We start from the raw sequence: 22,815 nt of genomic DNA, 5'->3' as shown, positions 1-22,815 counted from the left end.
GATCAGCCCCCCATCCGGCTTTCGATGCGCTCGATCATGTTCGCGGGCACCTCGGGCTGGCGCAGCTGGGCGAGGATGCGATCCTTGATCTCGGGCGGCATCATCTGGTTGCCTTCGACGAACGAGATCAGACGCGACCGGCGTTCTTCGTCGAGCGTGACCATCGCCGGTGCCGCCGGCACCCCTTCGGCACCTTCCGCGTTTTCGTCCACCCGTTGCGGGTTCACGCGGATACCGGCGCCAAGGGTCGGGGTGCGTTCCTCGACCACTTCCCGGCCTTCCAGATCGCCGATCTCGATCAGCACGGTGTCGCCCTGACGGCGGGCGACGGTGACCGACACCTCCTGAAGCCTGTCCTCTTCGCCCAGCACCAAAACCGTGCCGGACGATGACAGAGCGGTCGCGGGAATTTCGGCCACCCCTTCAAGTTCCGGCTCCCGAATGGTGACGGTCACGAAATCGCCGGGCCGGAACCCCGTCGCGCGGGCAAGCGTCGCGAAGATCAGGCGGCCGGTCTGGCCGTCGCCGACAGCCGCGCTTTCGCGGGCGATCGTGCCGGTGGTGACGAGGTCGAGGTCGTTCAGGTCGAGGCTGACGACGACTTCCGCCGGGACGAGGTTGCCCTCGCTGTCAATGAGGCGGGTGTATTGCGCGGTCGACAGGCGGAAACTGACCTCCAGTGCGTCCGGGTCGACCAGCGTCGCGATCTGTTCGTTCGCGGTGACGAGCCGACCTTCGAGCGCCGCCACATCGGCCAATGCGCCCGAGAAGTCGGCGCGGATGGTCGCCTCGTTCAGCCGCCGCTCGGCCTCGTTCAACGCGATGGTGGATCGGTCGAGCGCGATCTTGGCCGACGAAACGCGGGCGCGGGCCGCGTTGATGTTCGAGCGGGCCGAGAGCACCGCCTGTTCCGCCGAGCTTTCGGCCAGTCGCGCGGTTTCGAGATCGGCCGCGAGACCCACGCCACGGTCGAGCAGGTCCTGCTGGCGGGTGGCGGCGGTCTGCCGCAGTTCGTACTGGCGCTGGGCGCTGGCAAGGTCGTCCTGTTCGAGGATCAGCGCGGCCTCGGCATCCGACACTTCCGCCTCGGCATCCGCCATGTCGGCCCGGGCCAGCGCCACGGCGTCTTCAAGGTCCGACGGGTCGATCCGCACGAGCATCTGTCCGCTCTGAACCCGCCCGCCTTCGACGAAATTCTCGCCCAGTTCCACAACGGTGCCTGCCGTGCGCGCACGGATTTCCAACGTGCGGCGCGAAACGACCTCACCGAAGGCTTCGAGAACGGGTGAAACGGTCTGGCTTTGAACCGGCACGAGCGCCACGGAATAGACCCGCTCGCGCGCGGGCATCGAGCCGGACGTGCGCGCCATGCGCGTTTCGACGGCATCGCGCACGATATAGGCGGCCAGCCCCAATCCGGCGACGGTCAGCGCGGCAAGGAACAACCCTGTCAGGGAACGGCGGAGAAAGCGCATGTGGCGTCCCGTTTCAAATCAGACAATTCACCTTGCCCGCACCCAATGCCGCTGGCAATCGGGCACGGCTGACAAGGCCGTTACGATTTCAAACGGCCGTCGGCTTCATTTCCGTCGCTTGTGTTCGTCGAGACGTGGAAAAATCTCGACGAAGTTGCAGGGCGCGTGGCGATAGTCGAGTTGGTAGGCCAGAATATCGTCCCAAGCGTCCTTGCAGGCCCCGGTCGAGCCGGGCAGCGCGAATAGGTAGGTGCCGTTCGCCACGCCACCCGTGGCACGGCTTTGCACCGCAGATGTGCCGATCTTCTGCATCGAGACCATCGTGAACACGGTCGCGAAGGCTTCGATCTCTTTCTCGTAGACGTCGCGATGCGCCTCGACCGTCACGTCGCGACCCGTAAGCCCCGTGCCGCCGGTCGAGAGGATCACGTCGATCTCGGGGTTGGCGCACCAGTCACGTAGCTTGGCCGCGATCACCTCGCGCTCGTCCTTCACGATGGTGCGGTCGGCAAGCACATGGCCAGCCGCTTCGATCCGACCGACGAGGGTGTCGCCGGAGCGGTCATCCTCGACCGTGCGGGTGTCGGAAACGGTCATGACGGCGATACGCACCGGAATGAACTCCTTCGACGTGTCGATGCGGCTCATGTCTTGGCCCTCAGCTTGGCTTGGATGTCGAGAAGGTCCGCCCAGGCCTCGCGTTTGGAGATCGGGTTTCTGAGCAAATAGGACGGGTGGAACATCGGAAGCGCCGGTTTGCCCAGCACCTCGGTCCACGTGCCGCGCAGCTTGGTGATCCCCTGACGGTCCAGAAGCGCGGTCAGGGCGATGTTGCCCATCGGGATGATGATGTCGGGGTCGGCCAGTTCGATGTGACGCAGCAGGAACGGCGTGAACATCGCGATCTCTTCCGGCGTCGGGTTGCGGTTGCCCGGCGGGCGGTAGGGCAAGACATTGGTGATGTAGAGCGCGTTTTGCGCGTCGGGCGTCGCGCGGTTCAGACCGATGGCCGCGAACATCTGATCGAGGAGCCGCCCTGCGGGGCCGACAAAGGGTTTACCTTCACGGTCCTCTTCCGCCCCCGGCCCTTCGCCAACGATCATCACGCGGGCGGCCGGGTTGCCGTCGGAAAACACGAAGGACCGCGCACCTTTCTTGAGCGGCGAGCCATCGTAAGCCTGCATCGCTTCGGCCAGCGCCTCGAGGCTGCCCGCGCCAGCGGCGTGTTCCTTGGCGACTGCCACCCAATCTGTGCGGGGCACCTCGCGCAGCGGGGTCGGGCCTTCGGGCACGGGGGCGGGCGCTGCGGGTGTTCTCGGTGGCTCCGGCTTCAGCTCGTAGCGGTCGATCGGCGCCTCGGCGACCGCATCGGTCACCCCAAGCTCGACATACCATTCGAGCAGTGCTTTCGCCTGATGCCAGTCCAGAGCCGATTCCATGCCGGTGAACCTAAGCCCCGGCGCGAGGGCCGTCCATGGCGCTCGCGCCGCACCCCCGTCTCCGGGGATTGCCCGTCTCCGGCCCGCTTCCTATAAGCAGGGGCGAAAGGGGCCGCCGATGACATTCCGCCACCGTCACCTTCTGGGGATCGAACCGCTTCATCCCACGGAAATCACGACGCTCCTCGATCTGGCCGATACCTATGTCGATCTGAACAAATCGCCCCACAAGCGGCGCGAGGTTCTGTCGGGCCTGACCCAGATCAACATGTTCTTCGAGAACTCGACCCGCACGCAGGCGAGTTTCGAGCTTGCGGGCAAGCGTCTGGGCGCGGACGTGATGAACATGGCGATGCAGGCGTCCTCGATCAAAAAGGGCGAGACCCTGATCGACACGGCGCTGACGCTGAACGCGATGCACCCGGATCTGCTGGTCGTGCGACATCCGCATTCGGGGGCGGTGAACCTGCTGGCCGAAAAGGTGAACTGCGCGGTCCTGAACGCAGGCGACGGCAAGCACGAACATCCGACGCAGGCGCTTTTGGATGCGCTGACGATCCGGCGGACGAAGGGGCGGCTGCACCGCCTGACCATCGCGATCTGCGGTGACATCGCGCATAGCCGCGTGGCACGTTCGAACCTGATCCTTCTGGGCAAGATGGAGAACCGGGTGCGGCTTGTCGGCCCGCCGACCCTTATGCCGTCCAAGATCGAAGAGTTCGGGGTCGAGGTCTATGACGACATGAAGGCGGGGCTGGAAGACGCCGACGTGGTCATGATGCTCCGGCTTCAGCGCGAACGGATGGACGGCGGCTTCATCCCGTCCGAACGCGAGTATTACCACCGGTACGGGTTGGACGCCGACAAGCTTCGGCTGGCCAAGGACGACGCTATCGTCATGCATCCCGGCCCGATGAACCGGGGGGTCGAGATCGACGGAACCATCGCCGACGACATCAATCGCTCGGTCATTCAGGAACAGGTCGAAATGGGCGTGGCCGTGCGCATGGCGGCTATGGATCTTCTCGCCCGAAACCTGCGGGCCGAGACCGAAGACGAGGGAGTCATGGTATGATCGCCGATCTGAGTTTTCCCGGCCCGAACGCGCCGCGCACCATCTTCGTCTTCAAGCTCGACATCGACCCGAACGAGGTCGAGGCGTGGTCGAAGCCGGACGAGGCGGGGGACATGCATCTGGAATATGCGCTGGGTGTGAAAAAGCTCGACCCGGCGCATGTCGAGGTCTTTCCCGTGAGCCAGATCACGGAATTCGGGCTGACACGGTATCTGACCGACGCCAGCGGCATGAGCGTCGAAAGCGTGGCGGCGGATGCCAAGAAACTGTCGGCCCTGCGCGGTGTCATCGTGCTCGTCCACAACAAGGCGGTCTCGGGCGAGGGCGAATTCAAGCCGCGCAACGAGGCGGAGTTCGTGGGGCGCTACACCGAGGCGCAGAGCCTTTCGGTCTCGACCCCGACCACGAGCTATGAGGCGACGCGCGGCACCCTGTCGGGCGGATCGACGCCGGGCAAGGCGCCGGGACGGATGCCGTGGGGCATCCTTCTGATTTCCGCTGCGGCGATTGTCCTGATCGCCGCGATCCTCATGGGGCTGGCATGACCGAAGAGACCATCGCGACCTTCACCGGCAACCGCACGACTTACATCAAGGAGCACGTCATGCTCGCCGCCATCGGCTCGGTCGCGGCGGTCGGCGTGCTGATGGCGATGGGCAACGAACATGCCTGGACCGGCGTGGTCGGTGCGGTCGCGGCCATTGCGGTGCGCGGCGTCTATGTCGCCTCGGAACAGATCGGGCAGGACTGGGTGCTGACGCCCACGACGCTCGTCTCGCCCGCCGGGGTTCGCATCCCACGGTCCGAGATCGCCAAGGTGCGCACGATCTTTTCCGCCGCGCAGGTCATCACCCGCTCCGGCGACAAATACATGATCAAGTATCAGTCCGACCCGGCGGCGACCGCTGCCACCATCGAAGGGGCGCAGGCATGAGCACACCGTCCGGCTGGGAAGGCATCCTCGACGAGGGCGAGGTAATCCTGTGGCAGGGCCGCCCCGGACAGGGGTTTCACGTTGGCGCGGGCGGCTTTTTCGGCGGCATCTTCGGCCTGTTCTTCGCGGGTTTCGCGGTGTTCTGGATGGTCATGGCGTCGAACGCGCCGGGGAATTTCTGGATGTTCGGGCTGATCCACTTCAGCGTCGGCCTCGCCCTCTCCATCGGCTCCATCGTCGGGCCGACGTGGAAACGGCGGCACAGCTGGTACACCCTGACCGACCGCCGCGCCTTCATCGCCACCGACATGCCGTTCAAGGGCCGCACCCTGAAAAGCTATCCCATCGGGCCGAACACCGTGATCGACTATAAGCAGGGCGACCCGGCCTCGATCCATTTCGCCGAGGAATGGAAGCGCGGCAGCAAGGGCGGCAGCTACAAGGTCAAGATCGGGTTCGAGCGGCTCGAGAACGGCGACGAGGTGATGCGTCAGGTCCGTAAGGCACAGGAAGTGGACGAGACGATGATCCGGGAGCACACATGACCATCCGCACCTTCATCAACGCCCGGCTGATCGACCCCGAAGCCGGGACCGATGCGATGGGGTCGCTGACCATCGAGGATGGCGCGATCATCGCGCGTGACGGGCGTCCTGCGGGCGAGGTGATCGACTGTGGCGGCAAGTGCCTCGCGCCGGGGATCATCGACATCGGCGTGAAGATCGGTGAACCGGGGGAGCGGCACAAGGAGGGGTTCCGCACCGCCGGGCGCGCAGCGGCGGCGGGTGGGGTGACCACGATGGTCACGCGGCCCGACACGACGCCCGCCATCGACACCCCCGAGACGCTGGATTTCGTGAAACGCCGGGCGCGGGAGCGGGCGCCGGTGCGCGTGCATCCGATGGCCGCACTGACCAAAGGGCGTGAAGGGCGCGAGATGGTCGAGATGGGGTTCCTGATGGATGCGGGCGCGGTGGCGTTCACCGACTGCGACCATGTGATCGGGGACAACAAGGTGTTTTCCCGCGCCATGACCTATGCCCGCTCGGTCGGCGCGCTCATCATGGCGCATCCGCAGGACCCGTCGCTGACGGCGGGGTCCGCCGTGACCTCGGGCAAGTTCGCGTCGCTACGTGGCCTGCCGGCGGTGTCTCCGATGGCCGAGCGGCTGGGGTTGGAGCGCGACATGGCGCTCGTCGAACTGACCGGGGTGCGCTATCACGCCGACAACCTGTCGACCGCCGCCGCGCTGCCTGCGCTGGAGCGGGCTAAGGCGGCGGGACTGGACGTCACCGCCGGGGTGAACATTCACCACCTGACGCTGAACGAGTTGGACGTGGGCGACTACCGCACCTTCTTCAAGCTGAAGCCACCGCTGAGGTCCGAGGATGACCGCAAGGCGATGGTGGAAGCCGTGGCCTCGGGCCTGATCGACATCGTCTGTTCGATGCACACGCCGCAGGACGAGGAATCGAAACGCCTGCCGTTCGAGGAAGCCGCCAGCGGCGCGGTGGGTCTGCAAACCATCCTGCCCGCCGCGATGCGCCTGATCCACGACGGGTCGATGGACCTGCCGACCCTGTGGCGCGCGCTGTCCACCAATCCGGCCAAGCGTTTCGGCCTGCCTGGCGGCACGTTGGCCGAGGGGCGGCGCGCCGACCTCGTCCTGTTCGACCCCGACGCGCCCTTCGTGCTCAACCGCTTCACGCTGGAGAGCAAATCCAAGAACACGCCGTTCGACGAGGCGCGGATGCAGGGCAAGGTTCTGGGCACATGGGTCGGCGGGCAGCGGGTGTTCGGGTGATCCGGCCTGCGCGGCCAGACGATCTTGCGACGCTCGGGGATGTCGCGATGCGGTCCAAGGCGCATTGGGGCTATGACGCCGATTTCCTCGAAGCCTGCCGCGAAGAACTGTCGCCCACCGCCGCCGACCTCGGCCCCGGTCTTATGACGTGGGAGGACGAGGCGCCAAGGGCGGTGGCCCATGTGGTCATGGCGGGCGGCGTGGCGGAGCTTTACCTTTTGTTCGTCGCGCCCGAGGCGATGGGGCAGGGGATCGGGCGCGACCTTTTCGGCTGGGCGTGCGACTATGCCCGTGGAGAGGGGGCCGAACGGCTGGGGCTTGACGCGGACCCCTATGCCACGCCGTTCTATGAGAAGATGGGTTGTGTTCAGGTCGGCGAAGTGCCCTCGGCCACGTGGCCCGACCGGATGCTGCCGCGCATGGAATACCAACTGTAGAGGCCAAGAATGCCCGAAGCTGTCACACTTCTACCGCTCCTGATCGTCACGGCGCTGGTCGCCTATCTCGTCGGGTCCATTCCGTTCGGGATCGTCATGGCGCGGCTTTTCGGGCTGGGCGATCTGCGCAAGATCGGGTCCGGCAACATCGGTGCGACGAATGTCCTTCGCACCGGCAACAAGCTGGCGGCGGCCCTGACCCTGATCCTCGATGCCGGGAAAGGCGGGTTCGCGGTGCTGATCGCGCGGGCGTTCTTTGCCGAGGATGCGGGCCAGATCGCAGGCTTTGCCGCCTTCTTGGGCCATTGTTTCCCCGTCTACCTTGGGTTCCGGGGCGGCAAGGGCGTGGCCACATGGCTCGGCACCCTGTTCGCGCTGGCCTGGCCGGTGGGGATCGCCGCCGCGCTCACATGGCTGGCGACGGCGGGGCTTTTCCGCATCTCGTCGCTCGCCGCACTCGTGGCCGCGGCTCTCACCCCGCTCTGGGCCTGGGTGCTGGGCTTTCCGACCACCATCGCGCTGCTCGTCGCGCTGGCGGTTCTGATCTATATCCGCCACCACCAGAACATCGCACGCATCCTCGCCGGGACCGAAAGCCGGATCGGCAAGAAATGACGGACGAGACGTTCGAGCACTTTCACAAGGACGGGTCGCTCTGGGCGAAGGGAACGCTGCGCGACGGCGAACAACACGGGTATTGGGAGTTCTTCCGCAAGGACGGCACGCGCCTGCGTTCGGGCCATTTCGAACGCGGCGTGCAGGTCGGAGAATGGACGACCTATGACAAGGAGGGCGCGCCCTACAAGGTCACGCGTATGAAACCGAAACCGTGAATATGTGAAGCCGCACGGTCCAAAAAGTTGATTTTCGGCGGCTTTCAGGCAAACTGAACTCAATAACATTTTCGAGATCAGGGAGTTGGGACAATGAACATGATGCAGGCGGTGCAGACCGTCTTTTCGAAATACGCGACCTTCTCGGGACGTGCGCGCAGGGCCGAATTCTGGTGGTTCGTGCTGTTCTACATGATCGTGAACCTTGTGCTGAGTATCGTGGACTCGTTCCTGTTCGGCACCACGACGACGACCGAGAACGGCTTCTCGGCCTCGACCGACACGCCGTATCTGTCGATGGTCTGGTGGCTTGCGACGATCATCCCCTACCTCGCCGTCAGCGTGCGGCGGCTGCATGACATCAACCGCGTTGGCTGGTGGCTGTTCATCGGTCTGATCCCGCTGGTCGGTTTCATCGTGCTGATCGTCTGGTTCGCAACCGGCGGTGACAAGGGGGCGAACCGTTTCGGTCCCGACCCGATCGACGGCAGCGACGGCGACGGGGGCGAGACGTATTCGGACACCTCGGTTCCGCGTGTGTGACACTGGCATCTGAAGGGGAGATGGCACCATGAACATGATGGAGGCGGTGAAATCCGTCTATTCCAACTACGCGAAGTTTTCCGGGCGTGCCCGGCGGGCGGAATACTGGTGGTTCTACCTGTTTTACCTGATCGTCTATCTGGTGCTGGGCGTGGTGGACTCGCTCCTCTTCGGCACGACGACGACCGGTGATGGGAGTTTCTCGGCCTCGACCGACACGCCGATCCTGTCGGGCATCTTCGCGCTCGGTTCGCTCATCCCGAACCTCGCGGTCGGGGTGCGGCGCCTGCACGACATCAACCGTCGCGGCTGGTGGCTGCTGATCGCGCTCATCCCGCTCGTCGGAATCATCATCCTGATCGTCTGGCTGGCGAAAGCCGGGGACAAGGGGCCGAACCAGTATGGTGGCGATCCGATCAGCGGCGAAGGCGAGGGGCCGGCAGAGCCCTCCTATAGCGAGACCTCCATTCCCAAGGTCTGAGACGTGGGTTAGAACATCGAACGGGGCGGCCATAGCGCCGCCCCTTTTTACACGGGGACCGGGGCAGGTAACCGAAGGGAGACAGGCAGATGGACATGAAGACCGCCGTCGAGACGGTGTTGCGCGACAAGTACGTGGAATTCAACGGACGTGCGCGGCGCGCCGAGTTCTGGTGGTTCATCCTGTTCGTTTTCGTCGTTTCCACGATCCTGTCACTCATCGACATGGCGCTGTTCGAGGGCGTGTTGCGGGACATCGGGCCGCTCTCGGCGATCTTCACGCTCATCACGCTGATCCCCGCCATCGCCGTGACCGCGCGACGCCTGCATGATGTCGGGCGCTCGGGCTGGTGGCAGCTTCTGTTCCTGCTTCCCGTCATCGGTTTCCTCGTGATCCTTTTCTGGGCGGTCCAGAAGGGCACCGAGGGCCCGAACGACTACGGCCGCGACCCGCTGGGCAGCACAGCCCCCGCCGCATGATCCGCGCTGTCGCGCAGGCGCTCCGCAATTACGCGACCTTCCGGGGCCGCACCGGGCGGCGCGCGGCGTGGTGGTTTCTTGGCTTTTTCGTCGTCGGGAATTTTCTTCTGGTGAACCTGACCAAGTTCGCGCTGCTGGGCGAGGTCTACGGGCTGGCCAAGTGGGCTTCGCTCGTGTCGTGGTTCTTTTTCTGGTCGATGATCCTGCCCATGTCCGCGCTCACCGCGCGGCGCTTGCAGGATATCGGGAAACCCGGCGCGCTGACGATCCTGCCGACCGCCGCCGTCATGCTGGTCAGCGTGAATGAACGGCGGCTCATCACGCAGGGGTACGAGGCGCTGATCCCCGTGTTCATCGTGGCGACGCCGGTTTTCCTGTGGTTCTTCTACTGGCTCGCGCGGCCCGGTGATCCGGGCATCAACGCCTATGGGCCGCCGCCGGGCGCCTGAACGCCCGGCGATTGATCAGACCTCAAGCCACTCCGCCCGCACATCGTCGCGCTCGGCGAACTCGGCGGGGGTGCCGGAATAGACGATCTCGCCATGACCCATCACATAGACCCGGTGCGCGATGCGCAGGGCGATGGAGAGCTTTTGCTCGACCAGCAGGATCGCGACCCCCGTCTTGGCGATCTCCGCGATCATGTCACCGATCTGCTGGACGATCTTGGGGGCCAGCCCCTCGGTCGGCTCATCAATGATGATAAGCTCCGGGTCGCCCATGAGCGTGCGGCACATGGTCAACATCTGCTTCTCGCCGCCCGACAGCACGCCCGCCGGATTATCGGCCCGCGCCCGCAGGTTCGGGAACATGTCCAGCATCTCGTCGATGGTGTATTTGCCCGGATTGCGCATGTCCTTGACGCCGAGGACGAGGTTCTGGCGCACGGTCATCGAGGGGAAGATGTCACGGCTTTCGGGCACGTAGCCCAGCCCCATCCGCGCGATCTTGTGGCTTTCCAGCCCCGCTATGGGTTCGCCCTTGAACAGAACCTCGCCGCGCGGCGTCACCTCGCCCATGATCGCCTTGGCGGTGGTCGACCGCCCCACGCCGTTGCGACCCAGAAGCGCGATCACCTCGCCCGGCATGATCTCCATATCCACGCCGCGCAGAACGTGAGACTTGCCGTAATAGGCGTGCAGGTCTTTCACCTGAAGCATCGCTTGGGTCATGCCGTCACCTCTTCGGGAAGGGCTTCATCGCCCAGATAAGCCTCGCGCACGGCGGCGTTGCCGCGAATGCCCTCGGGTTTGTCGGTCGCGATGATCTCGCCATAGACGAGCACGCTGATCCGGTCGGCAAGGTCGAAGATCACGCCCATGTCGTGCTCGACGATCACCAGCGTCTTGCCCTCGCTCGCCCGCCGGATCAGGTCCACGGCGCGTGCGGTTTCCGAATGGCTCATCCCCGCCGTGGGCTCATCCAGCAGGATCACGTCGGCCCCGCCCGCGATGGTGATCGCAATCTCCAGCGCGCGTTGGTCGGCATAGGGCAAAAGCGCCGCCGGAACGTTGGCCTTGTCGGCCAGCGAACAATGTTCCAGCACCTCCCACGTCTTTTGCTGCACCGCCTTGTTCGAGCCGATGTTGCGCCACCAGGCATAGCCCTGACCCATCGAATGCAGCACGCCGCAGCGCACGTTTTCGCGCACGGTCATGTTGGTGAAGATGTTGGAGACCTGAAAGGACCGGCTGAGGCCGAGCTTGTTGATCTCGTGCGGCGGCATGTCCGAAATGTCCTGCCCATGGAGCGAGACGGTGCCGGAGGTGGGCGTGTAAAGCCCCGAGATCAGGTTGAAGAGCGTCGACTTGCCCGCCCCGTTCGGCCCGATGATCGCGTGACGCTCGCCCGGCGCAATGTCGAGCGAAACGTCGTTGATGATCTTGGCCGGACCGAAGCTTTTGTTCAGCTTGTCCAGTGAAAGCGCAGGGGTCGTCATGCGGCCTCCTTGTCTTTGGATGCGTAGCGGGTCAGGGCGACCCCGGCGACGGCGGTGACCACGATGATCAGCCAGCTCAGGACGTTCTGGTGGCCAAGGTGCATTCCGAACGGCTCATAGACTTCGCCGTAGCCGTTGGACCAGCGGACCGAGACCTCGACCAGCACGATCAGACCGATGAGCATGAGCAGGATGCCCGCGAGCTTCATCAGGAGCCCCGCGATATACTGTCCCGGATTGCTGCCGCGCAGCCCGTCCCAGATGCCGAAGACGATGCCTGCGATGCCGCGCGGGGCGAACATCACGATGGCGATGAACAGCACGCCAAGATACAGCAGCCACGCCTCGGTGAAGTCCGACAGCATCGACTGCATGTAGGTCAGCAGGATCGCCCCGAAGATCGGCCCGACGAAGTAGGTGATGCCACCCACGTAGGCCATGATGAGCACGAAGCCCGAGGGCACCAGAGACATCGCGTCCGGCGTGAAGATCTCGTAGTTCACGGCCGCCATGCCGCCCGCAAGGCCCGCGAAGCCGCCCGCGAAGATGAACACGAGGTAGCGCACGCGCTGCGGGTTGTAGCCGATGAACTGCACCCGCTGGGCATTGTCGCGTGTCGCCTCGGACAGCTTGCCCAGCGGCGTGCGGGTGAAGGCCCACATGCCGACGAGGCCGACGACGGTCCAGAAGGCGATGAACCAGTAGACTTCGCTGATCGGACCCATGGACAGGCCGAACAATTCGACTCCGTTCATCCGGTCGCCCGAAATCCCCTGTTCGCCGCCAAAGAAGCTGTCGAACATGAAGGCGGCGGCAAAGACCAGTTCCGCCACGCCGAGCGAGATCATGGCGAAGGTCGTGCCCGCCTTGCGACAGGACGGCCAGCCGATGATCGCACCGGCGAGCGCCCCTCCGGCGAAACCGACGAGGGGGAGGAAGAACACCGGGAACCCGGCCCACAGTCCCGACCCGTCCTCGATCCAGTTCATCGCGTGCATGGCGACGTACCCGCCGAAGCCGAAGTAGACGGCATGACCGAAGGACAGAAGGCCCCCCTTGCCGAGGATCATGTTGTAGGACAGCGCGAAGACGATGTTGATGCCCATCTGGTGCGCGATGGTGTAGAACGTCCGGCTTGGTCCGACCATCGGGATTGCGGCCAGACAGGCGGCGAAGATCAGGATCGGCAGGGTGCGTTGCCGGAACTTGGCCCCCGCGCTGGGCGCGAGGTTCTGGAAGGTTTGTGTCGTGTCGCTCATAGCTCCTGCTCCCCCATCAGGCCCTGCGGACGGAAGATCAGCATGAGGACCAGCAGCAGGAAGGGCAGGACCGGCGCGAGCGACGAAATGGTGATCGACCCGACTTCCGACATCTCGGTCAGGCCGATGAAGCCGAAGAGGTCAGCGAAGCTCGCGTTGATGCCGACGGCGAAGTTTTGCAGGAGGCCAATGAGGAGCGAGGCGAGGAACGCCCCCTCGAGCGACCCGATGCCACCCACGACGACCACCACGAAGACGATGGGGCCCATCTGGACCGCCATGGCCGGATCGGTGACGAAGATGTTGCCCGCCATGAGGCCCGCAAGACCCGCGAGCGCGCAGCCGATCCCGAAGACGGTCATGAAGATGAAGGGCACGTTGTGGCCCAGATGGCCGACCATGTGCGGATGCGTCAGCGCGGCCTGAATGATAAGGCCCGCGCGGGTGCGTTTGAGCAGGAACCAAAGGCCCACGAGCATCGCGATGGCGATGAAGATCACGAAAATCCGGTAGGCCGGAAAGGTGGCGCCGTAGATCTCGAACGCCGCGAAATTCAGAAGGTCCGGCACGCGGTAGTCCACGGCGGTCTTGCCATAGACGATCTTGACGACCTCTTCGATCAGGTAGGCGAGGCCGAAGGTGAACAGCAGTTCCGCGACATGGCCGTTCGCATGGACCTTGCGCAGCCCGTAGCGTTCGACGAGCGCGCCGACGAGGCCCACGAGGACCGGCGCGATGAACAGCGCGATCCAGAAGCTCGTGCTGCCGGTGATGGTGAAGGCGAAGTAGGCGCCGAGCATGTAAAAGCTCGCATGTGCGAAGTTCAGAACGCCCATCATCGAGAAGATGAGCGTCAGGCCGGAGGACAGCATGAACAGGAGCAGGCCATAGCTCACACCGTTCAATAGCCCGAAGACAATCGTTTCCATTGGGACCTCGTGGGGGAACGAAGGGCGCCGTACGCTGCCGCACGGCGCCCCATATCAAGCCAGTGACAAGCCCGGATACGGGCGCGCGGACTTACTCCGGGCGCTCCATTTCACAGGTGGTCGGCTGTTCTGCGCTTTCCATCGAAATCGTGCCCGCATCCACGAGCTTCCATCCGAGGTCGATATTGTCCACGCCGTATTTCACGTCGTCCGACACCACCGAGATGTAAAGCGGCTGCTGGATCTGGTGATCCTCGGCGCGCATCGTGGCCGAACCGTAGGCGTGCTCGATCGTCAGACCTTCCAGCGCCTTGGCGACCGGGATCGGATCGGCCGAGCCGGCAGCTTCGGCGGCGGCCACGAACATGTCCATCGCGTTCCAGGCGCGGTGGTAGTAGTAGTCGTAGTCCGGGAAACGCTCCTTGTATTCCTCGATCAGCGCGTATTGCTCATCCGAGGCTTCGAGGTTCGTGGTAACTTCGGACACCTGATACAGAAGGCCGATGCCTGCTTCGCCCAGCGACGACACCGCACCCTTGGACCCGCCGTAGAAGGTCAGGTAGGGCACGTCCGATCCGCTTTCGGCGGCAGCCTTCATCAGAAGCTGCATGTCCGCGCCCCAGTTGCCGGTGATGACCGCATCGGCACCCGACGAGATGATCTTCTGGATGTAGGGGGTGAAGTCCTTGACCTTGCCCAGCGGGTGAAGCTCGTTCCCGACGATCTCGATGTCCGGGCGCTTCTCGGCAAGCTGGCTTTCGGCGGCGGCCGCGACGGCCTGACCGAAGACATAGTCCTGACCGATCAGATAGACCGACTTGATGTCGTCACGCTCGGCGATCCAGTCGGTGATCCCGGCCATTTTCATGTCGGCGTGGGCATCGAAGCGGAAGTGCCAGAAGCTGCACAGCTCGTTGGTGAAGGCGGGCGTCACGGCGGCGTAGTTGAAGAACAGGATCTCTTCGCCGGGGTTGCGCGCATTGTGCTTGTTCACCGCTTCGATCAGCGCGGCGGCGACGGAGGAACCGTTGCCCTGAAGGATGTAGCGTGCGCCGTCGTCGATGGCTTTCTGAAGCTGAACCAGCGACTCTTTCGGGTTCACCTTGTTGTCGTAGCCGGTGACCTCGATCATGTCGCCGTTCACGCCGCCATTGGCGTTGATGTGCTCGGCGGCGAGCTGGAAGCTGGTGTAAGCCGCTTCGCCCGACGGGCCGAACGGACCCGAAAGCGGGTCGATGAAGGCCATCTTGATGGTGTCGGCGCTGGCCGCACCGATCGCGATCACGGATGTTGCAGCCGCCAGAATGGCGGTTTTGCGAAAGTTCATTGAATCCTCCCTTTTTTCGAAAACGCCCGTCTGCGGGTGCCTTCTATGTTCCGCAGTGAAAAACGATGTTTCATCCGAGTCAAGAAATTTGTGAAACTCATTTTCGCCTTGCAGAACTGCGAGGCTTTGTGCCGATATGAAGAAAACGGGAGGAGAATCACCCATGCCGGATATGGGTCAGGAAAGTCTTGCCGACTTTCGGGCAGAGATCGCTGACTGGATCGACCGCACCGCGCCCGCCTCGCTGCGGGATCGCGCCTTCAGTGAAGACGACATTTGCTGGGGTGGCAAGCGTTGGGTTTTCGCCTCGGACGACCAGAAGGCGTGGCTGGAGGCCTGCGCCGAGCGCGGGTTGACCGCCCCGACATGGCCGGAAGCATACGGTGGCGCAGGGTTCAGCCGGGCGCAGGACAAGATCTTCAAGGAAGAGATGGATAGGCTTCGCGTGAAGAAGCCGCTGGACAGCTTCGGCCTCTGGATGCTCGGCCCGGCACTGCTGGCTTTCGGCACCGAAGAACAGAAACGCCATTTCCTGCCGCAGATCACGCGCGGCGAGGTGCGTTGGTGTCAGGGCTATTCGGAACCCGGCGCCGGGTCGGATCTTGCCAGCGTTCAGACCCGTGCCGAGGACATGGGCGACCATTGGCTCGTGAACGGCTCGAAAATCTGGACCTCCTACGCCGACAAGGCCGACTGGATTTTCGCGCTCGTGCGCACCGACCGGGACGCGCCCAAGCATCGCGGCATCAGCTTCATGCTGATCGACATGGAAAGCGAGGGCGTCACGACCAAGCCGATCCGGCTGATCTCGGGCAAGTCGCCGTTCTGCGAGACGTTCTTCGACAATGTGCGCGTGCCCAAGAGTTATGGCGAGGGGCTGTCGGCGATCGTCGGAGAACAGAACCGGGGCTGGGACGTGGCCAAGCACCTGCTGACCCATGAGCGCGAGATGATCGGTGGCGGTGGCTCGGGTCTGACCGGCGGGCGCAGCGTGGCGAGCGTGCTGGCGGACGAGGGGCAGGACGATCCCGTCATCATGGGCCGCGCGATGAAACTGGGCGTCGATGAGCTTGCGATGAACCTGACGCTGGATCGCTACAAGGACATGGCGAAACAGGGGGGCGTCGGCAATGCCTCGGCCATGCTGAAATACTACGGGACCGAGTTGAACAAGGCGCGGTTCGAGCTGCTCATGTCCGCTGGCGGGTCCGATGCGCTGGCGTGGGAGGGGTCTTACGGCACGCTCGCGCCGGAATGGCTGCGCACCAAAGCAAATTCGATCGAGGGCGGCACGTCCGAGGTGATGCTCGACATCCTCGCCAAGCGCGTCCTCGAATTGCCGGGGGACTGACGGAATGGCGATGCTGATACCGACCGAAGATGAAACCATGCTGCGCGATGCCGCGCGCGGTTTTCTGGACGACGCGGCCCCGGTCGCGAACCTGCGGGCGAACCGCGATCAGGGCCGTGCCTTCGACCCGGACCTCTGGGCCGAGATGGTCAAGATGGGCTGGGCCGGTGTGCTCGTGGGCGAGGACGAGGGCGGTTCCGACATGGGGTTCGCCGCCGCGAACATCCTGGCCGAAGAGATGGGGCGCACGCTTGTCGCGTCGCCGTTCCTGTCCTCCGCCGTGATCGCTGCCAGCGCGCTGCGCGCGGCAGGGCGGCCGGCCGGTGCAATCGCGTCGGGCGACGTGACCTATGCGCTGGCGGTGGACGAGGGGCCGAAGTTCGCGCCCGCCGCGACTGTGATGCAGGCCAGCGCCGATGGAAACGGGTTCAGGCTGTCGGGCACCAAGACATTCGTGGGCGAAGGCACCAGCGCGACCCGCGTCCTCGTGCTCGCCAAGGCCGACGCCGGGCTCACGCTCTTCGATCTCGAAGCCGACCGCGCGGGCCTGACCCGTGACAAGTTCGATCTCGTTGACAGCCGTGACCACGCCGCGTTGACCTTCGACGACGTGCAGGCCACGGGCGAGGATGTCGTGGGCGAAGTCGGGCAGGGTCTGGCCGCTCTGGCTCCGGCGCTGAGGGCCGGACATGCTGCATTGGCCGCCGAGTTGACGGGCCTGTCGGCGGGTGCCTTCGGCATTACCGCCGCCTACCTCAAGGAGCGCAGGCAGTTCGGGCGGCGCATCGGCAGCTTTCAGGCGCTCCAGCATCGGGCCGCGCATCTGTGGTGCGAAATCGAGGTCACCGCCTCGACGATCCTGAACGCGGGTCGTGTGCTTGACGCCACCCCCGATGAGGCCGACCTTGCGGTCTCGCTCGCCAAGGCGCGGGCCACGGAAACCGCGAACCTCGCCGTGCGCGAGGGGGTTCAGATGCATGGGGGGATCGGCATGACCGACGAATACGACATGGGCTTTTACATGAAACGCGCACGGGTCGCGGCCGAATGGCTGGGCGACTACGGCTATCACGCGGCGGTCGTCGCACGGGCGCGGGGGATGGCGGCATGAACATGACCCCTGCACGTCTTTTCGACCTCACCGGGAAGGTGGCGCTCGTCACCGGCGGTTCATCGGGTATCGGGCGTATGGCGACCGAAGGGCTCATGGCCGCGGGTGCCAAGGTGCTGATCGCCAGCCGCAAGGGCGATGCCTGCGTGGCGGTCGCAGAGGAACTGAACGCGCTGGGCCTGCCGGGAACCGTCGAAGGGTTCGCGGGCGACGTCTCGACACAAGAGGGCGTCGATGCGCTCGTCGCCGAGGTCAAGACCCGCACCGATCATCTGAACATCCTGATGAACAACGCAGGCCGAACCTGGGGCGCGCCGCTGGGCGAGTTTCCCTGGGACGGCTGGGACAAGATCAACGCGCTTAACGTCACGGGTATGTTCCAGCTCACCCAGGCGCTTCTCCCCCTGCTCGAAGCAGGGGCGCGGGATGCCGATCCGGCCCGTGTGGTCAACACCGGGTCGGTGATGGGCACCGTGCCCAAAGGTGGCGGGGCCTATTCCTATGCCGTGTCCAAAGGGGCTGTGCACCACATGACCGCGATCCTCGCCAACGAACTGGCCGAGCGCGGCATCACCGTGAACGCCATCGCGCCGGGCCCGTTTCCGTCGAAGATGACCGCCTTCGCGCTGACCGATCAGGATCAGGCCGGGCGCACCGCCGACCGTGTGCCGCTTGGGCGTCTCGGGCAGCCCTCGGACATCGCCGCGGCGCTGCAATACCTGTGCGGACCGGGTGGCGCCTATGTCACCGGGGCGATCCTGCCCTTGTCCGGTGGTATCAACGTCCACTCTCCCGGCTCGCTGTTTGCGGAGTGACGCGATGACGCTCGATGAATACCTTTCGCTTCAGGGTCACGAACTCGGCGTTTCGCGCTGGTTCGACATCACGCAGGAGCGGATCGACGCCTTCGCCGAGGTGACCGAGGATCACCAGTATATCCATACCGACCCGGTGGCCGCCGCACGCTCGCCCTTCGGCGGGACGATTGCCCACGGGTTTCTGACCGTGTCGCTTTTGTCGGCCATGACATACGACGGCGTTCCGGCGATCGACGGCACGAAGATGTCCGTCAACTACGGCTTCAACAAGCTGCGCTTCCTGTCGCCGGTGAAGGTGGGGAGCCGCATTCGCGCACGCTTTGAACTGAAATCCTGCGACACGTCCCGGCCCGGTGAAATCACCACCGTGACCAAAGTGACCGTCGAAATCGACGGGGCCGAGAAACCGGCTCTCATCGCCGAGTGGATCGGTCGCAGATATCTGGAGACGAACGAATGAGTGTTTCTTTCGAGGGCCGCGTGGCCATCGTCACGGGCGCCGGGGCCGGGCTGGGCCGGTGTCACGCCTTGGGTCTGGCCGAGCGCGGCGCCAAGGTCGTGGTCAACGATCTGGGCGTCGCGACCGACGGCAGCGGATCGGGGTCGGACGCCGCGCGCGCGGTGGTCGAGGAGATCCGGGCGGCGGGCGGTCACGCCATCGCCAACGGGGCCGATGTGACCAGCGCCGACGACACCCGCAAGATGGTGGACGAGGCGATTGCCGAATTCGGCCATGTCGACATTCTCGTCAACAACGCAGGCATCCTGCGCGACAAGAGTTTCGCCAAGATGGACCTGTCCGACTTCGCCAAGGTGCTCGACGTGCATCTCATGGGGACCGTGAATTGCTGCAAGGCGGTCTGGACCCACATGGCCGCGCGCGAATACGGGCGGATCGTGGTCACGACCTCCTGCTCGGGCATGTACGGGAATTTCGGACAGTCGAACTACGGTGCCGCCAAGGCCGGGGTCGTGGGGCTGATGAACACGCTCGCCATCGAGGGCGCGAAGAAGAACATCAAGGTCAACACGCTGGCCCCCACGGCGGCCACGCGGATGACCGAGGCGCTCCTCACGCCCGAGACGCTGGAATTGCTCCAGCCCGAGACGATCACGCCGGGCCTTCTGGCGCTCGTGGCCGAGGATGCGCCGACCAAGATGGTGCTGGGCGCAGGCGGCGGCTGTTTCGCAGAGATCCGCATCACCGAAACGCAAGGTGTCGCGCTCGTCGGCGACGATCTGAACGTCGACGGCGTGGTCGCCGCGATGGGGCGCATTCGTGACCCCGAAGGCGCTGCCGTGATGGACAACGCGTTTTCGCAAACTCGCAAATATGCCCGCATGGGCGCGGCGGCCCGTGGTCTCCCGCTCCCGTGGAACGAATAAGGAAGGACAGAACCATGCGCGATGCCGTCATCGTTTCGACCGCCCGCACCCCGATCGGCAAGGCCTTTCGCGGTGCCTTCAACAACACCCATGCGCAGGAACTGATCGGTCATGCCGTTCGCCATGCCGTCGACCGCGCCGGGCTCGAGGGTGGCGAGGTGCAGGATTGCGTGATCGGCACGGCGATCCAACAGGGCTCCACGGGTGGCAACATCGGGCGTCAGGCGGTCATCCGCGCGGGGCTGCCGACCAGCGTGGCGGGCATGTCGATGGACCGGCAGTGCGCGTCGGGCATGATGGCGATTGCGACGGCGGCCAAGCAGGTCGTGCATGACGGGATGCAGGTGGCCATCGGGGGCGGGGTCGAGTCGATCAGCCTCGTCCAGAACCAGGACATGCGCACCGATCACCTGCGCGACCCTTGGGTGATGGAGCATGTGCCGTCGCTTTACATGTCGATGCTGGAAACCGCCGAGATCGTCGCGGACCGCTACAACGTCAGCCGCGAGGATCAGGACGCATACGCGCTGCAAAGCCAGCAGCGCACGGCGGCGGCGCAGGCGGCGGGCAGGTTCGACGACGAGATCGTGCCGCTGACCTCGACGCAGGCGATCATCGACCGGGACACCAAGGAAGTGTCCTTCGCCGAGGTGAAGCTGGAGAAGGACGAGGGCAACCGGCCCTCGACGACCATCGAAAACCTCTCGGGCCTGTCGCCGGTGTTCCGCGACGGGCAGGTCGTTCAGGAAGGCAAGTTCATCACGGCGGGCAATGCCTCGCAACTGTCCGACGGGGCCAGCGCAAGCGTCATCATGGAGGCGAAAGAGGCCGAGAAGCGCGGACTTCAGCCTTTGGGCCGCTATGTCGGCGTGATGGCCGCCGGTCTCGACCCCGACGAAATGGGGATCGGGCCGATCTACGCGGTGCCGAAACTGCTCGAGGCGCACGGGCTCAAGATGGACGACATCGGGCTGTGGGAACTGAACGAGGCCTTCGCCTGTCAGGTGCTCCATTCCGCCCGCGTCCTTGGCATTCCGAATGAAATTCTGAACGTGAACGGCGGCGCAATCTCGATCGGCCACCCCTACGGCATGTCCGGGGCGCGCATGGTCGGGCACGCGTTGATCGAAGGAAAACGCCGCGGCGCGAAATACGTGGTCTGCACCATGTGCGTCGGCGGCGGCATGGGCGCGGCAGGGTTGTTCGAGGTGCTCTAAGCGCCAAACACTATTGCCAATAATTGAACACTAGTGTTCAAATAAGCGAGCCGGCATCCGGCCGGACAAGGAGGACAGAATATGGATCTGGGCGTCACCGAAAAGGTCAAGCCATTGATCGAAGCCGTGCGAAAGCTGATGGCGGAAAAGATCGTGCATCTCAGCGAGGAATACGAAGGCGAGATCGGGAACAACCCTCAGAACGACCGTTTCGTGCTGAACGACCGTCAGAAGGAAATCCTCGACGAGCTGAAGTCCGAGGCGAAGAAACGCGGCCTGTGGAACTTCTGGCTGACCGACAGCGAGGCGGGCTATGGCCTGACCACAGTGGAATACGCCTACCTCGCCGAAGAGATGGGCAAGGCGCCGCTGGGGGCCGAAACCTTCAACTGCTCGGCCCCGGACACCGGCAACATGGAAGTGCTGGAACGCTATGGCACGCAGGCACATAAGGACCGCTGGCTGAAACCGCTCCTCGATGGCGAAATTCGCTCGGCCTATGTGATGACCGAGCCGGGCGTGGCCTCCTCCGATGCCGTTCAACTGTCTTTCGAGGCGAAGAAGGACGGGGACGAATGGGTGCTGAACGGTGAAAAATGGTGGATCTCCGGCGCGGGCGATCCGCGCTGCCAGGTCTACATCGTCCTCGCCCAGACCGACCCCGAGGCTGCCAAGCACGCGCGTCACACGATGTTCGTGATGGACGCCGACACGCCCGGCGTCGAGATCCTTCGCCCGATGCAGGTCTTCGGCAACGACGACGCGCCGCATGGCCACATGCATATGAAGTTCACCGACGTGCGCCTGCCCGCCGACGCCGTGATCCTTGGCGAAGGCCGGGGGTTCGAGGTCGCACAGGGGCGGCTTGGACCGGGTCGCATCCACCACTGCATGCGTGCCATCGGTCAGGCCGAACGCGCGCTGGAACTCATGTGCAAACGCGGCCTGTCGCGCGAGGCGTTCGGCAAGAAGATCGTCTCGCTCGGTGCCAACTTCGACATCATCGCGAACGCGCGGATGGAGATCGAAATGGCCCGGCTTCTGTGCCTCAAGGCCGCCTACATGATGGATACGGTCGGTGTTAAGGAAGCGCAGCCGTGGATTTCGCAGATCAAGGTGGTGGCACCGCTCATGGCCACCAAGGTGGTGGACGAGGCCATGCAGATGCATGGTGGCGAGGGCATCAGTCAGGATCAGCCGCTGGCGCGGATGTACACCAACCTGCGCACCCTGCGCTTCGCCGACGGCCCCGATGCGGTCCACCGGCGTCAGGTCGCACGCGCCGAGCTGCGCAAGTATACCAACGAGAAGATCTGAATGGGTCTTCTCACCGTCATACGTCACGCTCAGGCGTCGTTCGGCGCGGCGAATTACGACAAGCTCTCCGAGCTTGGTCATCGCCAGTCCGAGGCGCTGGGCGTGGCGCTCAAACGGCAGGGCTGGGCGTGGCCGGACAAGGTGATGGTCGGCTCGCAAGTCAGGCACCGCGAGACGCTGGAGGGGATCGCGAAAGGCTTTGGCGTCGCGGCCCATCCGGTCGTGCATCCGGGCCTGAACGAGTTCGATTTCTCGGCGCTGCTGGCGGCGCACAAGCAGACCGACGCGCTGCCCGAACACACCAAAGGGGACCGCGCCGCGCATTTCCGGCAGCTCAAGGCGACCGTTCTGGCGTGGCAGGCGGATGAAATCGAAAACCCGCCCGAGACTTTCGGCGCCTTCGTCGGCCGGGTGCAGGATGCGATGGCGGCGGCCGAGGGCGACACGCTCATGGTCTCGTCCGGTGGCGCGATTAGCCAGATGGTGCGGCTGGTTATGGACGCCCCTGCCGAGCAGCAGATCCTGCTTCAGCTTCAGATGAAGAACTGCGCCGTGAACAAGATCGTGCAGGGCCGCAACGGCACCTATCTGCACGGCTTCAACGAAACCCCGCATATCGACGCCGCCAACGCGGACGAAATGCTGACCTATAGCTGAGGGA

The 22,815-nt window shown here is 64.6% G+C and carries 28 protein-coding genes; 20 read left to right on the top strand and 8 right to left on the bottom strand.

Annotated features, from left to right (window positions below; all coding sequences use genetic code 11):
* Positions 1 to 2: 2 nt before the first annotated feature.
* The 3 genes from FCT00_RS03395 to FCT00_RS03385 form a co-directional block, all read right to left on the bottom strand.
* A complete protein-coding gene (locus FCT00_RS03395) occupies positions 3 to 1,475 on the bottom strand; it encodes an efflux RND transporter periplasmic adaptor subunit (protein WP_138421842.1) in 1,473 nt (490 codons plus the stop codon).
* Positions 1,476 to 1,580: 105 nt separating this feature from the next.
* Complete coding sequence (gene moaB / locus FCT00_RS03390) at positions 1,581 to 2,123, bottom strand: molybdenum cofactor biosynthesis protein B (protein ID WP_138421841.1); 543 nt, start codon at positions 2,121 to 2,123, stop codon at positions 1,581 to 1,583.
* Positions 2,120 to 2,914 carry a uracil-DNA glycosylase gene (locus FCT00_RS03385; RefSeq protein WP_138421840.1) on the bottom strand — a complete coding sequence of 265 codons (795 nt, stop codon included), beginning with the start codon at positions 2,912 to 2,914 and terminating at the stop codon, positions 2,120 to 2,122. Before FCT00_RS03385 ends, moaB begins: the two co-directional genes overlap by 4 nt.
* A gap of 118 nt (positions 2,915 to 3,032) precedes the next feature.
* Between FCT00_RS03385 and FCT00_RS03380 the strand changes: the two genes are divergently transcribed.
* From FCT00_RS03380 to FCT00_RS03325, 12 genes are all read left to right on the top strand, one after another.
* A complete protein-coding gene (locus FCT00_RS03380) occupies positions 3,033 to 3,989 on the top strand; it encodes an aspartate carbamoyltransferase catalytic subunit (protein WP_138421839.1) in 957 nt (318 codons plus the stop codon).
* Entirely contained in the window at positions 3,986 to 4,534 is a 549-nt protein-coding gene (locus FCT00_RS03375) for a hypothetical protein (protein ID WP_138421838.1), read from the top strand. Before FCT00_RS03380 ends, FCT00_RS03375 begins: the two co-directional genes overlap by 4 nt.
* On the top strand, positions 4,531 to 4,923 hold the full coding sequence (locus tag FCT00_RS03370; RefSeq protein ID WP_138421837.1) for a hypothetical protein: 393 nt from the start codon (positions 4,531 to 4,533) through the stop codon (positions 4,921 to 4,923). The genes FCT00_RS03375 and FCT00_RS03370 overlap by 4 nt, the downstream gene beginning before the upstream one ends.
* Positions 4,920 to 5,468, top strand: coding sequence for an aspartate carbamoyltransferase catalytic subunit (locus FCT00_RS03365; RefSeq protein ID WP_138421836.1), 549 nt, complete (start codon positions 4,920 to 4,922; stop codon positions 5,466 to 5,468). The genes FCT00_RS03370 and FCT00_RS03365 overlap by 4 nt, the downstream gene beginning before the upstream one ends.
* Complete coding sequence (gene pyrC / locus FCT00_RS03360; protein WP_138421835.1) at positions 5,465 to 6,727, top strand: dihydroorotase; 1,263 nt, start codon at positions 5,465 to 5,467, stop codon at positions 6,725 to 6,727. Before FCT00_RS03365 ends, pyrC begins: the two co-directional genes overlap by 4 nt.
* A complete protein-coding gene (locus FCT00_RS03355) occupies positions 6,724 to 7,164 on the top strand; it encodes a GNAT family N-acetyltransferase (protein ID WP_008333963.1) in 441 nt (146 codons plus the stop codon). The genes pyrC and FCT00_RS03355 overlap by 4 nt, the downstream gene beginning before the upstream one ends.
* Positions 7,165 to 7,173: 9 nt before the next feature.
* A complete protein-coding gene (plsY, locus tag FCT00_RS03350; RefSeq protein WP_008333965.1) occupies positions 7,174 to 7,779 on the top strand; it encodes a glycerol-3-phosphate 1-O-acyltransferase PlsY in 606 nt (201 codons plus the stop codon).
* On the top strand, positions 7,776 to 7,997 hold the full coding sequence (locus FCT00_RS03345) for a toxin-antitoxin system YwqK family antitoxin (protein ID WP_138421834.1): 222 nt from the start codon (positions 7,776 to 7,778) through the stop codon (positions 7,995 to 7,997). Before plsY ends, FCT00_RS03345 begins: the two co-directional genes overlap by 4 nt.
* Positions 7,998 to 8,090: 93 nt before the next feature.
* Entirely contained in the window at positions 8,091 to 8,540 is a 450-nt protein-coding gene (locus FCT00_RS03340; RefSeq protein WP_008333968.1) for a DUF805 domain-containing protein, read from the top strand.
* A gap of 28 nt (positions 8,541 to 8,568) precedes the next feature.
* Positions 8,569 to 9,021, top strand: coding sequence for a DUF805 domain-containing protein (locus tag FCT00_RS03335; RefSeq protein WP_008333971.1), 453 nt, complete (start codon positions 8,569 to 8,571; stop codon positions 9,019 to 9,021).
* An 89-nt stretch (positions 9,022 to 9,110) separates the two neighbouring features.
* Positions 9,111 to 9,500 carry a DUF805 domain-containing protein gene (locus FCT00_RS03330; protein ID WP_138421833.1) on the top strand — a complete coding sequence of 130 codons (390 nt, stop codon included), beginning with the start codon at positions 9,111 to 9,113 and terminating at the stop codon, positions 9,498 to 9,500.
* On the top strand, positions 9,497 to 9,949 hold the full coding sequence (locus FCT00_RS03325; protein WP_138421832.1) for a DUF805 domain-containing protein: 453 nt from the start codon (positions 9,497 to 9,499) through the stop codon (positions 9,947 to 9,949). The genes FCT00_RS03330 and FCT00_RS03325 overlap by 4 nt, the downstream gene beginning before the upstream one ends.
* A gap of 15 nt (positions 9,950 to 9,964) precedes the next feature.
* Here FCT00_RS03325 and FCT00_RS03320 read toward each other — a convergent pair whose 3' ends face one another.
* The 5 genes from FCT00_RS03320 to FCT00_RS03300 form a co-directional block, all read right to left on the bottom strand.
* Positions 9,965 to 10,672: an ABC transporter ATP-binding protein gene (locus FCT00_RS03320; protein ID WP_235888929.1), complete on the bottom strand. Its 708-nt coding sequence runs from the start codon at positions 10,670 to 10,672 to the stop codon at positions 9,965 to 9,967.
* The gene (locus tag FCT00_RS03315; protein WP_008333976.1) at positions 10,669 to 11,439 is read right to left on the bottom strand and encodes an ABC transporter ATP-binding protein; all 771 of its coding nucleotides are present in this window, start codon (positions 11,437 to 11,439) and stop codon (positions 10,669 to 10,671) included. Before FCT00_RS03315 ends, FCT00_RS03320 begins: the two co-directional genes overlap by 4 nt.
* A complete protein-coding gene (locus FCT00_RS03310) occupies positions 11,436 to 12,698 on the bottom strand; it encodes a branched-chain amino acid ABC transporter permease (protein WP_138421831.1) in 1,263 nt (420 codons plus the stop codon). Before FCT00_RS03310 ends, FCT00_RS03315 begins: the two co-directional genes overlap by 4 nt.
* Positions 12,695 to 13,627, bottom strand: coding sequence for a branched-chain amino acid ABC transporter permease (locus tag FCT00_RS03305; RefSeq protein ID WP_138421830.1), 933 nt, complete (start codon positions 13,625 to 13,627; stop codon positions 12,695 to 12,697). Before FCT00_RS03305 ends, FCT00_RS03310 begins: the two co-directional genes overlap by 4 nt.
* A gap of 91 nt (positions 13,628 to 13,718) precedes the next feature.
* Entirely contained in the window at positions 13,719 to 14,954 is a 1,236-nt protein-coding gene (locus FCT00_RS03300; RefSeq protein WP_008333980.1) for a branched-chain amino acid ABC transporter substrate-binding protein, read from the bottom strand.
* Positions 14,955 to 15,117: 163 nt separating this feature from the next.
* On the opposite strand from FCT00_RS03300, the gene FCT00_RS03295 reads away from it, so the two are divergent.
* The 8 genes from FCT00_RS03295 (at position 15,118) to FCT00_RS03260 (ending at position 22,811) form a co-directional block, all read left to right on the top strand.
* The gene (locus FCT00_RS03295; RefSeq protein WP_138421829.1) at positions 15,118 to 16,305 is read left to right on the top strand and encodes an acyl-CoA dehydrogenase family protein; all 1,188 of its coding nucleotides are present in this window, start codon (positions 15,118 to 15,120) and stop codon (positions 16,303 to 16,305) included.
* Between the two features lie 4 nt (positions 16,306 to 16,309).
* Entirely contained in the window at positions 16,310 to 17,416 is a 1,107-nt protein-coding gene (locus tag FCT00_RS03290) for an acyl-CoA dehydrogenase family protein (protein ID WP_171042871.1), read from the top strand.
* Complete coding sequence (locus FCT00_RS03285; RefSeq protein ID WP_138421828.1) at positions 17,413 to 18,231, top strand: SDR family NAD(P)-dependent oxidoreductase; 819 nt, start codon at positions 17,413 to 17,415, stop codon at positions 18,229 to 18,231. Before FCT00_RS03290 ends, FCT00_RS03285 begins: the two co-directional genes overlap by 4 nt.
* A gap of 4 nt (positions 18,232 to 18,235) precedes the next feature.
* Positions 18,236 to 18,694, top strand: a complete 459-nt coding sequence (locus FCT00_RS03280) for a MaoC family dehydratase (protein WP_138421827.1) — start codon at positions 18,236 to 18,238, stop codon at positions 18,692 to 18,694.
* Positions 18,691 to 19,620, top strand: coding sequence for an SDR family NAD(P)-dependent oxidoreductase (locus tag FCT00_RS03275; RefSeq protein WP_138421826.1), 930 nt, complete (start codon positions 18,691 to 18,693; stop codon positions 19,618 to 19,620). Before FCT00_RS03280 ends, FCT00_RS03275 begins: the two co-directional genes overlap by 4 nt.
* Before the next feature lie 14 nt (positions 19,621 to 19,634).
* The gene (locus FCT00_RS03270; RefSeq protein WP_138421825.1) at positions 19,635 to 20,837 is read left to right on the top strand and encodes an acetyl-CoA C-acyltransferase; all 1,203 of its coding nucleotides are present in this window, start codon (positions 19,635 to 19,637) and stop codon (positions 20,835 to 20,837) included.
* Positions 20,838 to 20,918: 81 nt separating this feature from the next.
* Positions 20,919 to 22,154 (top strand): acyl-CoA dehydrogenase family protein, encoded by a 1,236-nt coding sequence (locus tag FCT00_RS03265; RefSeq protein WP_138421824.1) that lies wholly within the window; start codon positions 20,919 to 20,921, stop codon positions 22,152 to 22,154.
* Complete coding sequence (locus FCT00_RS03260) at positions 22,155 to 22,811, top strand: histidine phosphatase family protein (RefSeq protein ID WP_138421823.1); 657 nt, start codon at positions 22,155 to 22,157, stop codon at positions 22,809 to 22,811. It abuts the gene before it with no gap.
* Positions 22,812 to 22,815 lie beyond the last annotated feature (4 nt).

The organism is Maritimibacter alexandrii, from assembly GCF_005871115.1.
Taxonomy (GTDB): domain Bacteria; phylum Pseudomonadota; class Alphaproteobacteria; order Rhodobacterales; family Rhodobacteraceae; genus Maritimibacter; species Maritimibacter alkaliphilus.
Note: the sequence above shows the minus strand (reverse complement) of the source record. Positions and strands in the feature narration are given on the sequence as shown.